Consider the following 15,091-nt stretch of genomic DNA (forward strand, 5'->3'; position numbering starts at 1 on the left):
CATGAAGAAAACATCAACCGCCATTATCGGCGCCGGCCCGATGGGCCTGATCTGCGCGCTCGACCTGCTCAAGGCCGGGCACGAGGTCGACGTCTACGAGCGCGACGATCGTATCGGCGGCATGTCCGCGCATTTCGATTTCGACGGCCTCGCGATCGAGCGCTACTACCACTTCATCTGCAAGACCGACTATCCGCTGTTCGACCTGCTTGCCGAGTTGAATCTGTCCGATCGGCTGCATTGGACCGACACGAAGATGGGTTTCTACTGGAACGGCCGCTTGTACAAGTGGGGCACGCCGCAGGCGCTGTTGCGCTTCGACGGGCTGAGCCTGATCGAGAAGATCCGCTACGCGCTGCAGGTGATGAAGACCAAGAGCGTCAAGGACTGGACGGCACTCGACAAGATCGGTGCGCTGCCCTGGCTCAAATCCTGGCTCGGCGAGCGCGCCTACAAAGTGCTGTGGGAGCGCTTGTTTTATCTCAAGTTCTACGAACTGAGCGACCAGCTCTCAGCGGCGTGGCTCGGCACCCGCATCAAGCGCGTGGCGCTGTCGCGGCGAGACCTGTTCCATGAATCGCTCGGCTATCTCGACGGCGGCTCAATCACGCTGCTCGATGCACTGCGCGCGCGCATCGAGTCACTCGGCGGTCGCATTCACCTGCGTTCGGGCATCGACAGGGTGACGACCAACGGCTTGAGCAAAGTGCGCGGCATCGTGGTCGCAGGCGAAGAACGCGCAGTCGACAACGTCGTCAGCACGGCGCCGATCCAATATCTGCCGGAACTCGTACCCGACCTGCCCGAGGACTTCGCCGCGCGCATCCGTGCGATCAGGAACATTCCGGTCGCCTGCGTCATTCTGAAATTGAAACAGCCGCTGAGCGAGAATTTCTGGATGAACATCTGTGACGAGAGCATCGAGATTCCGGGCGTCATCGAATACTCCAACCTGAATCCTGGTACCGGGCCCGCGATCGTCTACGCGCCGTTCTACATGCCGAAGACGCACCCGAAGTACGCACGCGACAACCAGTCTTTCATCGACGAGACGATTGGTTATCTGGCAAAGCTCAACCCGCAGTTCAAACCGGACTGGGTGCTCGCGAGCCACTGCCACCGCTATGACTTCGCGCAGACGATCTGTCCGCCGGGCTTCGCCGCAATGCTGCCGCCTATGAAGACTCCGATCGCGGGCTTCTACATGGCCGACACGTCGTACTACTACCCCGAAGATCGTTCGATTTCCGAGAGCGTGAAGATCGGGCGCGAGCTCGCGCGCGCGACGCTGGCATGAATCGCGAGCCGGCTGCCGCGTCTCCTTTTCTACGCTTTCTCGCCGTTGGCGGATTCGCCGCAGCGGTCAACTTCGGCTCGCGCATCGTGCTGAGCCGCTGGCTGCCGTATTCGGCGGCGATCGTCGTTGCCTATCTGCTCGGGCTGATCACCGCGTTCGTGCTCAACCGCCTGTTCGTCTTCACCGGTGCAACCAACCGCCTGCATCAGCAGATATTCTGGTTCGTCGCGGTGAACGCCGTCGCACTGCTGCAGACCCTGCTCGTCAGCCTGCTGTTTCGGAACGTGGTCCTCCCTTGGCTCGGAATCGGCCGGCATGCGGACGAAATTGCCCATGCCGTCGGCATCGTCACGCCGATATTCACGAGCTATCTCGGACACAGGCACTTTTCGTTTTCTGCGCGAACGCCTTCCAATTCGCAGAGCAAATGAGGTTCGGTTACACTTTATTTCTTGTATATCCTTGGATTTCTGGATGTCGGCCACATTGTCGCAAATTCCACTCCAGGGTCAGGCGTTGCCGGCAGTCACGGTCACGATCCCGCTCTACAACGAAGCGGAAAACATTCCGATTCTGTATGAACGCCTGGCGGCGGCGATGGACCAGTGCGGTCGCACGTGGGAAGCGGTACTCGTGAACGACGGCAGCACGGACGATTCCGCGTCGCGGCTCGACGCAATCGCTAGTGCGGATTCACGCATCACGATCGTGCACTTTCGCCGCAACTATGGCCAGACCGCCGCTTTCATGGCCGGCCTCGACCATGCACGCGGCGAGATTATCGTGCCAATGGATGGCGACCTGCAGAACGATCCCGCCGATGTATCGCGTCTGCTGGCCAGACTGGACGAAGGCTTCGATGTCGTTTCCGGCTGGCGCAAGGATCGCAAGGACAATGCGATCAGGCGCAATCTGCCGAGCCGGATCGCGAACAGCCTGATTTCCCGGGTTTCCGGTGTGCATCTGCACGACTACGGGTGCTCGCTCAAGGCGTATCGCCGCGACGTGCTGGACGGGGTGAAGCTGTACGGCGAAATGCACCGCTTCGTCCCGGTCTATGCGGCATGGAACGGCGCGCGCGTGACGGAAATGGAAGTCACCCATCATCCGCGCTTGCACGGCGAGTCCAAATACGGACTGGAACGCGTGATAAAGGTCGTGCTCGATCTGATCGTCGTCAAATTTCTGTTCCGCTACGCCTCGAAACCAATCTATGTTTTCGGCGGTTTCGGTTTTCTGAGCATTCTTCTCGGTGGGCTGCTCGGCATCACCGCCCTCGCCCTGAAGGCAATCTACGGCACCTCGTTGATCCAGACCCCGCTGCCTTTGCTGAGTGTCTTTCTCTGCGTCGTCGGCATCTTGAGTATCCTCATGGGGCTGCTGGCAGAAATGCTCAACCGTACTTATCACGAATCGCAGGCGAAGGCGGTCTATCGCGTTGGCCGTGTGGTCAATGGCGCGAAAGCCCCTTAGCGCATGTGCGGAATAACAGGAATCCTCGGCGCGGGCGACGCGGACGTCCTGCGCCGCATGACGGCGCGCATCGCGCATCGCGGTCCGGACGACGAAGCCTTCCTTATCCAGGCCGAGCGCGGCGTGTACCTGGGCTTCCGCCGCCTCGCCTTTCTCGACATCGAAGGCGGCCGCCAACCGATGACGACGCTGGACGGTCGCCTGTCGATCGTCTTCAACGGCGAAATCTACAACTTCGCCGAATTGCGGCGCGAACTGGAACAGCTCGGCGCAGTATTCGCCACCGATCACTCCGACACCGAAGTCCTGTTGCACGGCTGGCGACACTGGGGCAAGGACTTGCCGAATCGACTCAACGGCATGTGGGCGTTCGCCCTCGTCGATCGCGAGCAAGGCCAGGTGTTTTTTTCGCGCGACCGCTTCGGCAAGAAACCGCTTTTTTTCTATCCCGGCAAGCGCGCATTTGTGTTCGCCTCGGAATTGACCGCCCTGCGCGAGCATCCCGACGTGCCAACCGCGCCGGACGAGCGCGCGCTGCGCAAATACTTCGCCTACGGCTACGTGCCGGCACCGCTGACGCTCCTGCGCGGTGTTTCGAAATTGCCTGCCGGCCATTCGCTCACGCTCGATCTAGCGACCCTGGAACATCGGATCGAACGCTACTGGCATTACGTCCCCGACCCGGGTGAGGTGCGCGACGAGAACCAGTGCGTGGAAGAGTTCCGCGCGCTGCTCGACGCGGCCGTGGCGCGCCGGCTCGTCGCCGACGTGCCAATCGGTTGTTTCCTTTCCGGCGGCATCGATTCATCGGCTGTCACCGCGCTCGCAGTCAAGCACGCGGGAGCCGAACGCATCAAGGCATTCTCGATCGGTTTCGAGGAAGCAAGCTTCGACGAAACGCGCTATGCGCGACTCGTCGCGGAACACGTCGGCGCGGATCACCGCATCGAAACACTGTCCGTGCAGCGCGCGCTCGACATCCTGCCTGACCTCGCCGCGCGTCTCGACGAACCGATCGCCGACTCGTCGATCCTGCCGACCTATCTGCTGTGTGAGCACGCACGGCATTTCGTCACCGGCGCCCTCGGCGGCGACGGCGCGGACGAACTGCTTGCCGGCTACGACCCGTTCCGTGCGCTGCGTTATGCGCGCTGGTACGAAAAATTCGTGCCGAAGCCGATGCATCGCGGCATGTCGCTGGCCATTTCGCGCCTGCCCGTTTCGCACCAATACATGAGCCTGGATTTCCGGCTCAAACGCACGCTACGCGGCCTCGACCACCGCCCGGCACTGTGGCTGCCGGTCTGGATGGCACCGCTGGCGCCATCGGAACTGGACGAGTTGTTTTCCGCGCCCGTGGATCTCGATGACGTCTACAGCGAGGCGATCGACGCCTGGGACAGTTGCCCATCGGGCGATCCGGTCGACCGCACGATCGCGTTCTATATCCGCCTGTATCTGCAGGACGACATTCTGGTCAAGGTCGATCGCGCCAGCATGCTGCATTCGCTCGAGGTGCGCGCGCCGTTCCTCGACATCGAACTGGTCGAGTTTCTGCGCCGCCTCCCCTCGCGGATGAAACTCCGCGGCACGCAAACGAAATGGATTCTGCGCCAATCCGTACGCTCGTTGTTGCCCAAGGAAATCCTTGAACGTAGCAAGCAGGGGTTTGCCGTCCCTGTCGGCCGCTGGTTCAAGGATGGTCTTCTCGCGCCAGACGATGCGTCGATCCCGATCAACCCCGCCTTCTGGCGCAAGCGCCTGGACGAGCACCGCAACGGAAGATCGGACCAACGCTTGTATCTGTGGAGCAAATGGATGCTCGCCAGCATGCGACATCCGCCATCGCTCGGTTGACAACGCGGTCCGCCGCGTCGCTGCGCAGCACGAAGTGACATTCGCCACCTCGGTTTATGCTGCGGTGCAGTATCGAATTTTAGGCTTGCGCCCTTTGTCGGCCTACCTCATCCAATCGATTTCTGTTAGCTTGATCACGGTTTGCCTGATAGCGACTATCGCAACCGCGTTTTGGGGCTCACAAGCGTATTCCGCTCGGCAGGCAGACTGCACTCACGTAATTTCTTTTGCGTTTTCCGTAAATGCATCAGGCGGTTTGGCGAAAGACCGGCAACACGGAGTGACACATCCCCATCCCTTTTTACGTCTGCTTAAGGGACGGAGAACTGGAGAAAGTGGTTCATCGTCAAACAATGCTTTGCGCCACCGACCTTTTTCCGAATATTTTCTCTAGGAGACGCACCATGAACACTCGCAAGTTTCGCTCGTTCGGCCCGCAGCTGACCGCCATTGCCGCAAGCCTGCTCGTTTCCGCGGCGGCTTTCGCCGCCGGACCGGTAGCAGGTCCCGCTGGCCCCGCGAACGCGCCGGCAAAAAAGACGCTGAGCGCGGCCCAGCTCGCAGAAGCCCAGGCGCGCGTGAATCTGGCCAACCAGATCGTGCAGAACGTCGCCGCCGACGCGCTCGCCAACGGCGCCACCGATTCCTGGCGCCTCAGTCTGCTCGCCAACTTGTACAACACGCCGAGCAGCGCCCTGCAGAATATTCGTGGTTCGGCGACCACGCTCGGCAAGGTGCAGGAAATGGCCTTGGCAGCGCGCGCGCAGGCCGCAGCCAGCGCTGCCCCTGCAGCGGGAGGCACCTCCGCAGCTAGCGGTGCGGGCCCGACCTCCTCGACCGATGGCCTGGGCAGCACGACCGACAGCCTGGTCTTCACCCCGATGACGCCCTGCCGCTTCATCGATACGCGCAATATCGGCACGCCGATCGGCACGAGTGCTGCAACATTCGACACGTTCAATTTCGGCAGCAGCTACGGCGGTTCCGGCACCTGCACCCTGCCAAGCATCGGCGAACCGGCCATCGCGGTCAATGTCACCGTCGTCAACCCGAGCGCGGCGCCGGGCTATATCAACGTCCGCCCGGCCGGCAGCACGCAGAATACCAGCTTCATCAACTGGTACCAGAGCGGCGCTTCCGTGCAGGTGGCAAACGCCGGCATCATCGCCACCGCGCTGACCGGCGGCCACTACAAATTCGAAATGTTGACTGGCGGCGGCACCGCTAGCGCGATCATGGACTACTTCGGCTATTTCGGAGCAAGCGCGGCCGTGGCGCTCACTGTGACAGAGCCGGCTTCAGAAGCTGTCACGCTTGCCTCCGGCTACAACAATTTCCATTACACGACCTCAACTTGCCCCAGCGGCACGACAGCGGTTTCGGCATATTGCTACAACAGCCAAATCGATGGCGTATATCTCGTCGGTTCCGGAGTCAATGGCGGTGCCTGGTGTGGTTGGCGCAATCTGACTGGCGCCACCCAAACGGTTTATCAGAGCACGTTCTGCGCCTCGGTACCGTAATAGAAGGCATATAGGAGGAATCAAAGGCACCGGTAAAGCCGGTGCCTTTTTTTGCGTCTGCGGGACGTGGCTCGCTCCGTCACATACGGCGTGCCGGCTCGGCAAAACCGGGTTCGGCGGTATACTGATACCGTATGACGACCCTGCAAATGGAAACCCTCAACGCCTGTCCCCTTTGCGGCACCTCGGCGTTGCGCCACACCCTCACCGCCCCGGATTACGAGTCCCACACAGGCGACTACGGCATCGACGAATGCAGCGGCTGCGGCGCGGCATTCACCAACCCGCGTCCGGTCGAGGCGGACCTGCCCAAGCTTTATGCGCAGCGCAGCACCGTGGATTTTCCCGCGCTCGACAGCGGGCTTGTCGCGCGCCTGCGCGATTTTGCGATCGACCGCTATCTCGCCGATCCGTTGCGCTGCCTGAACTCCGCTCCGACCGAGCGCAGCGTCGACATCCTCGATTACGGTTGCGGCGACGGCGCGCTTGCGCGTGGCCTCGTGCGCGCTGCGCGCAAACACGGTCGCGACTATCGCATCACCGCGACGGATTTTCACGATGCCGCGCCACCGCGCCTCGCCGGCATCGAGTCGATCCGTTACGTACCGCAGGCCCACTCGCAAAACGAAGACTTCCGCTACCACGCGATCTTCCTGCGCCATGTCGTCGAACACCACCCGCAACCGGACCGGCTGATCCGCGAACTGAAAACCCGGCTGCATCCCGGCGGGCGCCTGTTCATCGAAGTGCCGAACCGGCGCAGCATCTGGGCGCGCGCGTTCGGCGGCGCCTACTGCGCGTACAATCTGCCGCGGCACCTGTTCCATTTCGATGCGCGCAGCCTGAGCGGCGCGATCGAACGGGGAAATTTGCGCTGCGAACGCGTCGCGCTTGCGCACACCCCGCTGCTCGGGCACTCGCTCGGTTATCTGCTCTCGCGCAAGATTCAGAATACGGGTTTGGTCGGCGTGGCCACGTATCCGCTCCAGATCGCCGTCGATGCGCTGGCGCGCACATCGTCGACCTTACGCGCCACCGCCGTCGCCGATGGCTGAGGTCACACTCGCCATCCCGGTGTTCAACTCGGGCGCATTTCTCGACGATCTGTTCGCCTGCATCCTGCAACTCGATCCGCCGCCGCGCGAAGTCGTCTTCCTCGACGATGCCTCGCGCGACGATTCGCTTGCCCGCGTGCAACGATTCGCCGCCAGCGGCGCGTGCAAAGCGCCGGTGCGCGCGTTGAGCAATGAGCGCAACCTCGGCATCGCCGGCACCTACAATCGTCTGGTTGGCGAAGCGCGCAGCGAGTGGGTGCAGCTGCTCGATGCGGACGATCTGATCGTCGAGCGCGATTTCTATCGACGCGCAGGCGCCGATCTCGACAGCGGCAATGGCCTCGTGGTAGCAGCTTTGCAAAGCAATGCGCGTCTGCTGCATATCGGCGCCGACATCGTGTCGCGTTTCGTTCCACGCCGGTTGCCGCGTTGGTTGCCCGTGCTCGGCACCGTTGCCACGCGCGCAGGCGTGCTGTATCGCCGTGAAGCAGCAGCCGCACTGCCGTTTCCCGATCCGGCCTATCCGGGTTCCGACGTCGTCCACCTGCTGCGCCTTCGCCAGACGCAGCGTTGCGCGTTCGTGCGCCGCGCGCATGTGCGCTACCGCATCCATGCCGCGGCGCAGTCCGCTCAGGCGCGAGACTATTCGCTCTACCGCGACGCGCTCGCCCGCTTCGATCTGCCGACGCGGCTCGCCCACCGTTTCGACTTGTGGCTGCGCCAACTTGCCCAGCGCATAGTCCGATGAGCAGGCTGCTCCAGGCGATCCGATCCAACGCAGCACGCAGCGTACTCAAACTGCTGATCGGCATCGCGCTTATCGCGCTGCTGCTCAGGCGGCTGGACTTTCATGCCGTACTGGAAGCGTTCCATCGCTTCAGCGCCAGCAGCATCATCCTCACGCTCACCCTGTTCGTCGCCTCGTGGCCGATCGCCGCGGCGCGCTGGAAATTGTTCGCCCCGCGGTTTGCGTTTCGCCGCCTGTTCGAACTGACCATGATCGGCCAGTTTTATTCGATCGTCTTGCCCGGCCAAATCGCCGGCGAGGCAGTGAAGGCCTATCGCCTGGCGAAGGGCAATGCGGATGCGGAACGCCTCGCCGCCTCGGTGGCCATGGACCGCATCATCGGCATGATCGCGCTGCTGCTTATCGCCGGCGTTGGCACCGCCCTGACTCCGCACGCCGTACCAGCTAGTCTGCGCGTGCTGCTCCCGTCGATCTGTGCGGTGTTGGTCTTCGGCCTGTTCGGATTTCGCATTCCGATGCTGCATGCGGCCGCCTTGCGACTCACGGACGCGGTCGGCGCGCTGCCGCCGTTGCGGCGCTTCATTCCTGCACTGCAACGCCTCGTCCATGCATGGCGCGATTTCGCCCACATGCCCGCACGGGTATTCGCAAGCCTGGCTCTTGCCTGCCTTTTCCAGCTCCTCGCACTCGGCACCTATGCGGCCCTGGCCAGCGGCCTCGGCATTGAATTGCCTGCGGCCGATTGGGCCTGGGTCGTTGCGGTCGCTTCACTCGCGGTGCTGCTGCCCGTCTCGATCGGCGGCCTGGGCCTGCGCGAAGGCGCCCTGGTCGGTTGCCTCAGTTATCTGGGCGTGCCGGGCGAGCTGGCTATCGCGCTTTCACTCGGGTTGTTTGCAGTAATGCTTTCCGGGGCGATTGTCGGAGGCCTGATCGAAATGACGGCTCACGTACCGGATGCACAGTAGCGCATCTTCAGTGCATGAGCACTAGCGGCATGGCAAACCAGAGGAAAGACCCGACTCCGATGGCGGCCGCCGTCAGGACGACCGCTGCGACTCGGCGATGACTCAACCGCTCAGCACCTGCACACGCCGCCATAGCGAGCAAGGCGAGGATCGGAAACAGATATCGCCCTTGCGGTTCCAGCGCATAGACCCAGCTCAACAGCAGGGACTGCGTGAACACGAGCAGGCTCACGCCCAGAACAATCGCCATCAGGCGCATTCCTTGCGCGGGATGGGCACGCCTGACGGCCGCCAGGGACAAGGCGAGAAACATCAAGAACAAGAGCCCCAACGCCCAGTAAGTCCATTCCGGTGCGTAATAGATCATGTAGCCGTATACGCCGAAGGCGCTGCAGAGGGTACGGGACAGCCACTCTTTCTTCGGCGCGAACATGACGTCCTTGAGCGATACCCCATGCGCGGCGAGCGCCAGTCCTTCGTAGCCTTCGCCGACGGCGATGGCGGATGGCTTGAAGTCAGCACGCGCGCGCGCTTCGACCGTCGTCTCCAGCTTTGCGCTTTTCTCTGCCGGCGTTCCGTTTTTCCAGACGTCCCACGCGAGACGCGGAGCCGCGACCGCCAAGCACAGGAGCACCATCGCAACCAGACGCAGGAATATTTTTCGCTTCGAGGGATCCTTCGAGCAGATCCACGTGAACGACAGAGTCGGGATGATCGCCGCGAGACCACCGACCACGATCATCCCCTTCGGCATCCCAGTCGCCGATATGGCAGGGACCTGGACGAGGAAGAACGCCATCCCCAGCGCGAGCAGGCCGAACAGGATGGCAAGCAGATCGCGCATGCGCAGATCCAGATGCAGCACCGCAAGCCAGAGCACAATCGCAGGAAAGACCGCCATGTAGTTGCGCTTGGAGACGAGCAACAATCCCAGGCATACGATCGCCGCAAGCGCCCCTGCGCCGAACTTGTCTCCTGCTAGATAACGCCTCAGTCCGCTCTCCTCGTCGCCGACAAACAGGACCGCCAATAACGCCAAGGTCAGCGGAAACGCATCGGCGTTGAAGTACGAAAACACGTACCAGATCTGCGGCGACAGCAGCAACACGCTCAGGCCCCAGGCCCAACGCCGTTTGCGCAGCGCGGTCACGCAAAGCAGGAGCCACAGACCCAACTGGAACATGCGGGCGGCAAACAAGTCGTCCGACCAGACCGATGCCAGCGGCGCGGCAATTCGCGCTGCGATGGCGTAGACGACATCGAGTTCTTCCAGATAGCTGTGCCCCCACATCGAGGTCGACGGAATCGTTGCCGGGTCGTCCACCGCCGGAGGCAGCGGATGCTCCAGGTAGTACTGAAACGCCCCCAGATGCGAGCGCTCGTCGGGCTGATGGTGGATGTAAGCCGACTGCGCCATGGCCAGGATGAGCACCGCCACTACCCAGGGTGCCACGACCACCGGCTTGAGCAGGGTCTCGTCTCCGGCGGAAAGCCAGCGGCGCAGCAATGCGGCAAGAATCCAGCCGAGCATAACCGCCACGAACACGCGCTCGATCGGATACGGGTCGTCGGCGCTCAAGCCAAGGGTTTCAGTCGAAATCAACTCCAACCCGGGATCCATGGTCTTTCCAGGCACGATGGCAAGGCCTGCGTCGGCCCACTCGACCACCGTTTCGCGGAGAGGTTTCCATACTTCCGGAGACAGCTCGCGCCATTCCGACGAGGGGATGCGTGCTTGCGGAGAGAGCTTTCGCCAAGCCGCCAACGTGGCGCGCGAGCGCACGGCGATGCGGGTCATGACCACGCCCGCATCGGAATCGATCGGATCCAGACGCAGGCCACGCAAGTGTTCGAGCGAAAAGACGAAACTCACATGATTGGTGCCCTTGCTCAACGGCAGCCGAGTGGTTTCCTGCTCGGAATAACCCCGGCCGGTATCCAGATACAGCTGCACGTAGCCTTTTGCCGTCGCCTCGAGATCGACGCTCAACTCCGCGCGCTGTCCGAGCAACGACAACGCCGCCCAAATCGCGAGCGTCGACAGCAACCACAGCGCGATCTGCGGCCAATGTGACTTGCGATCGCCCACAGGAGCCGCGGACCGGAACACTTGCGTCATGCTCGCCTCATCGAAATTCCGCAATCATACGAACGGAGCCATGTACCAAATCATCACCTGAAATCCCGTCGACGAATCAGCGCGACAACGAGCCATGCGAAAACAACTGCCGAATTGCACCGGAGAGATAGTCGGCATCGTAGAAGCGCGGAGTCATGTATCGAAGAAATGCCCTGCCGCGAATCGCCTTGCGGGATTGGATCGTGCGCCGCTTGCGCAGCATCGCCGGCATTCCGCGCAACGCATCGCGGTAAAGCCTGAAAACTACTCGCACCTTGCCGCGCAGGCTGTGACGAACCGCAATGGCGATATGTAACGCCACGATCAAAGGACTGCAGAGCAGCAACACGGGCCAGGGCACGCACTTTATCAACACCCAGACGGAGTTGCGAATGCCGTGATACAGCACAAAATCGCTGAAGCCGCCGCCGCTGCTGACCTGGCCCTCGTGGCGAGCGACGACGCCGTCGAAATACGCCGGCCGGTAGCCGAGCAGCAGCGCACGCGCCGCGACATCCGTGTCTTCCGCATAGCAGAAAAACTCGGAGTCGAACATGTGGCCATGCTCGGCCTGTAACGCCTCGAGCAATTCGCGGCGGTAGATCGCACAACCGCCGGTCGGACCAAAAAAACGGTCGCCTGTCGTCATCCGGTTCGATGCGAGGCAAGAGGCGTAAAACGCGATACCGAGCGAATCTATCGCACCCGACGGTTTGATCATGCGTCCGCCGACGAGGCCGATGTTTGGACCGGCAGAGAATAAATCCAACATGGGCGCAACGGAACCGGGTACGAGTTGCGCATCGCTGTTCAAGAACAATACGCCGTCACAATCGCGTGATGCGAGCGCCGCGCGAATTCCCGCGTTGCTGCCTTCGGCGAACCCGAGATTGGATTCAAGCCGGACCATTTCCGCGCGCGGCTCATCTGCTATGAAACGCGTCAACTCGGCCAGATCATTCTCCGCCGAGCCGTTGTCCAGCACCAGGATGCGGGTAATTTCTGGCTCCTCGCGCAGACTGGCCACGCAGCTCCATGTGTATGCTGCCGTATTGAAATTGATGACCACTGCAGTCAAACGCATCTAGGCTCGTTCCGATTCGCCCTTGCTCGGGAAACGCCAGCTTCGGCAAAAGCGACTAGCTGGCTGGTGCGGCCAAGTATACGGTTGTTATCATGCTAAATAAGGTCAAGAGGGGTTCGCACGAATGAGTAGTATGGAATACGTCACCGCCACCCTCTTGATTCTGTTCTGGTATCTCACGCGCCTCAAAGTTTCATTCGGCCGATCGCTGCCGGGGATCAGCGTAGAAATCATTTCACTATGGTTTGCCGCCGCGTATTCGATATCCGAAACAACGCAATTTCTCACGATAGACGAAACAGGCCTGACTGCAGCCCTCGCGAGCGACGGCAAGTTCATCCTCATGCAATGGATGGCAGTCACATTTCATACGACCCCGGCAATTTTGTTGCCAATCGCCAAGCTCGCCAGCTGGCGTGGGATTTCCCTCGAGGATTCAATCCAGATCCTGAAAGCACTGCACTGGCTGCTTTCCGCCTCGATTCTTGCGGCAATAGCACACTATTGTGCGGCATCGATTGATTCACCCTGCGCCGAGCTGCGCGCGCGCGCGGAATCCATTTTTCTCGCGATGCTTCTGCTGTTGCCGATCGATCAACTCGCGTTGAAGGTGTTCAATTACGATGCAGTTGCATTGTTTGGTGGCGTTCTTGCAGTCCTGCTCGTCGCAAAAGCACTTCAGTCCAACAACAAAAGGCTGGGATATTTCGCCGTAATCGTCGCCACGCTGGCTGCCGCCGAAAAAATCAGTTCCTCACCGCTGCTTCTGCTGACCCTCATGGGAAATGCGCTGCTCGCAGCGAGAACCTCCAATGCCGCACCCTGGACGCATGCGGTGCGCGTCCTGCTGTATTCAATTTCCGCCAGCATCGCGTGCTCGTTGTTGCTTGGCCTGCTCTACGCAGCCTGCACCTCCAACGATCTCCCCGAAGGATATTGGACCACCACGCTCGCCCCAATCAGCTCATGGTTGGTGCTTCCAGCGATATTCCTGTTCAAAAGCTCAAACCCCTACGATCATCTGGCAATCTTTTCAGTCGTAACGATATTCACGCTGATCCTCGCGGTTATTTTGTTGGTGTATTTCGACAACCAGAAATTATTCGCGGAACTGCAAGCGAGATCACGCAGTTTGAATTTGTACCCCGTCCTTGCCGCAATCTTTGTCGTTGGCGCCGTCGGGGTATATTCGGTACATCCGTACTACGCACCGATGCTGGCCAGCAACATTCCGCGATTGCAGAATTCGTTCGCCTTCAATGGCCTGGTTCTGCATTTTGGCGCAAGCAATCTTCCTCAGCATTACCTCGAATATGTCATCTACAGTGCAACGATATTCGTGTGCGCGATTCCCAGCGCACTATGGCTTGGCCTAGTTCTCGGGTATCGATCCCGCAAGGTACAAGGCTCCATTCCGGGCCTCGGCTTTCTCGTACTGGTCGGCCTGTTGCTGACTTTAGTCGCAATCATAAACGGGGTACCGATATTGAGCAGATATTTGGGGGTCGCGATTCTACCTATCTACCTTTATCTGGCGGCCCCTTTGATCAGCCATATCGCCGCGGCAAGGACAACGGCCGGCAGGGCGCTGGCACTGACGTTCTGCGTCGCATTCATAATGGAGATACTGCCCTTCGCGCCACTGTCCGCGACGTTTCGCCCGTTTTGGGCCAACTATCCCGATCCTGTGCCGCGCCCCGGGGTGCTGAATCCGTCGTGGACTGGCTGGGGCGAAGAATTGATGCAAGCGGGTAAAGAATTGGTTGCCCGTTGCGTCGCCTCGCCCGATCATCGTCTAGCGGACGTTCCATGCGAGCAATTGCGCATACACACCCTCTATCCGGGGGGATGGGTGCATCCGACGATACAGGCGGACACGCAGCCGAAATTTCCAAATCCGGCACTGAGTACTGACGCTGATTACTATGTGCTCAACCGATCCGCTGCGACACAGCACTACGTCGATTTTCCCACGATCGATCCAGAGTTCACTATCGACGCGCGCGGGTATCCGATGGCCTGGGTTTATCGGGGCGATCGCTTGATGCTAGCGACATCGCGCTGACGACGTTCACCCGGCAGCCGCGACTCCGACGCGCAAACGCCGGGAGGTTGCCGTCAACCAATAGCGGAAAAGTCCTGCTTCTGTTCGGCTTCCGCAACGATCTGCCAACTCCTCACCCGCTCCGTCGGATCGGGTGAATGTGTCATATGGACAAAGAATTCAAACGTATCGCGCTGGGTCACGACCAAGCGCTCGCAACCAAATTCGAGCAATCCGTCGCGCGCGAGTTCGAGCATGAGTGAGGCGAAGGACGCCGGAGTGAACACCCAGCAATGCACGTCGTGATAAGTGCCGTTGTGCTCCGCCTCCTGCGCCAGGCGGATTGCCCGCTCGTGAGTGTACATATGACGCAAGCTGGCGAGGTCGAGCCCATTTCGCCAGGCTTTCTGGCAATCGACCTCTACGGAATTGAGCGCGAAGTCGAGCACTCTCGAAGACGAAGGAACTTTGCGCTGGCGCACGTGCCCATCGAAAACCTCCGCCAGCGTCGTGGTGTTCCGGAGTATGTCGAAGGTATAGCGCTTATCCGGCACAGCCAAACGCAAGGATCCCCGCTCCTTCAACACACCCGAGAGCTCCTGCAGCCAACCGATGAGGTTGGGAACGTGCTCGATCACGTGCGATGCAATCACGTAGTCGAGGCGAGTATCGGCACCGGCGACAGCAGCGATCGACTCGCGAAGCGGATTCGATCGCCATACCGCATCTACCTCTATCTTAGCTTCATCGACGTTCGGGTCCGACGCCCATCTTCTTCTCAGCTCCGTTGTGTCGCAATGATCCACGTAGATCACGCGCCCGCTTCCCGCATCCGACCTCTGAACCAACGGTCGGTCCAGAGGACCAATCTCGGCTCCGATCATTCGCTTGAGATCTAGCCCCGACAGAATGCTTTCATCTCTATT

The 15,091-nt window shown here is 60.9% G+C and carries 12 protein-coding genes; 9 read left to right on the plus strand and 3 right to left on the minus strand.

Features of this window, described 5'->3' with window-relative positions:
* Position 1: 1 nt before the first annotated feature.
* From F455_RS0101925 to F455_RS0101960, 8 genes are all read left to right on the plus strand, one after another.
* Complete coding sequence (locus tag F455_RS0101925) at positions 2-1,297, plus strand: NAD(P)/FAD-dependent oxidoreductase (protein WP_018971571.1); 1,296 nt, start codon at positions 2-4, stop codon at positions 1,295-1,297.
* Complete coding sequence (locus tag F455_RS0101930; RefSeq protein ID WP_018971572.1) at positions 1,294-1,728, plus strand: GtrA family protein; 435 nt, start codon at positions 1,294-1,296, stop codon at positions 1,726-1,728. Before F455_RS0101925 ends, F455_RS0101930 begins: the two co-directional genes overlap by 4 nt.
* Positions 1,631-2,770 carry a glycosyltransferase family 2 protein gene (locus tag F455_RS0101935; RefSeq protein WP_211212274.1) on the plus strand — a complete coding sequence of 380 codons (1,140 nt, stop codon included), beginning with the start codon at positions 1,631-1,633 and terminating at the stop codon, positions 2,768-2,770. The genes F455_RS0101930 and F455_RS0101935 overlap by 98 nt, the downstream gene beginning before the upstream one ends.
* Positions 2,771-2,773: 3 nt before the next feature.
* Positions 2,774-4,627 carry an asparagine synthase (glutamine-hydrolyzing) gene (gene asnB / locus F455_RS0101940; RefSeq protein ID WP_026292976.1) on the plus strand — a complete coding sequence of 618 codons (1,854 nt, stop codon included), beginning with the start codon at positions 2,774-2,776 and terminating at the stop codon, positions 4,625-4,627.
* A gap of 404 nt (positions 4,628-5,031) precedes the next feature.
* Positions 5,032-6,150 (plus strand): hypothetical protein, encoded by a 1,119-nt coding sequence (locus tag F455_RS0101945; protein ID WP_020684031.1) that lies wholly within the window; start codon positions 5,032-5,034, stop codon positions 6,148-6,150.
* Between the two features lie 134 nt (positions 6,151-6,284).
* Positions 6,285-7,205, plus strand: a complete 921-nt coding sequence (locus F455_RS0101950) for a class I SAM-dependent methyltransferase (RefSeq protein ID WP_018971575.1) — start codon at positions 6,285-6,287, stop codon at positions 7,203-7,205.
* Positions 7,198-7,953, plus strand: coding sequence for a glycosyltransferase family 2 protein (locus F455_RS0101955; RefSeq protein WP_018971576.1), 756 nt, complete (start codon positions 7,198-7,200; stop codon positions 7,951-7,953). The genes F455_RS0101950 and F455_RS0101955 overlap by 8 nt, the downstream gene beginning before the upstream one ends.
* Positions 7,950-8,918: a lysylphosphatidylglycerol synthase transmembrane domain-containing protein gene (locus F455_RS0101960; protein ID WP_018971577.1), complete on the plus strand. Its 969-nt coding sequence runs from the start codon at positions 7,950-7,952 to the stop codon at positions 8,916-8,918. Before F455_RS0101955 ends, F455_RS0101960 begins: the two co-directional genes overlap by 4 nt.
* Before the next feature lie 7 nt (positions 8,919-8,925).
* Here F455_RS0101960 and F455_RS0101965 read toward each other — a convergent pair whose 3' ends face one another.
* Entirely contained in the window at positions 8,926-11,037 is a 2,112-nt protein-coding gene (locus F455_RS0101965; RefSeq protein WP_018971578.1) for a hypothetical protein, read from the minus strand.
* Positions 11,038-11,113: 76 nt separating this feature from the next.
* The gene (locus F455_RS19395) at positions 11,114-12,121 is read right to left on the minus strand and encodes a glycosyltransferase family 2 protein (RefSeq protein ID WP_018971579.1); all 1,008 of its coding nucleotides are present in this window, start codon (positions 12,119-12,121) and stop codon (positions 11,114-11,116) included.
* 133 nt (positions 12,122-12,254) lie between these two features.
* Here F455_RS19395 and F455_RS0101975 point away from each other — a divergent pair, with 133 nt between their 5' ends.
* Positions 12,255-14,186, plus strand: a complete 1,932-nt coding sequence (locus F455_RS0101975) for a hypothetical protein (RefSeq protein ID WP_018971580.1) — start codon at positions 12,255-12,257, stop codon at positions 14,184-14,186.
* Positions 14,187-14,239: 53 nt separating this feature from the next.
* On the opposite strand, the gene F455_RS19400 is transcribed toward F455_RS0101975, so the two are convergent.
* Positions 14,240-14,980, minus strand: coding sequence for a methyltransferase domain-containing protein (locus F455_RS19400; RefSeq protein ID WP_169337273.1), 741 nt, complete (start codon positions 14,978-14,980; stop codon positions 14,240-14,242).
* Positions 14,981-15,091: the final 111 nt, after the last annotated feature.

The sequence above is a fragment of the Rudaea cellulosilytica DSM 22992 genome (assembly GCF_000378125.1).
Lineage (GTDB): Bacteria > Pseudomonadota > Gammaproteobacteria > Xanthomonadales > Rhodanobacteraceae > Rudaea > Rudaea cellulosilytica.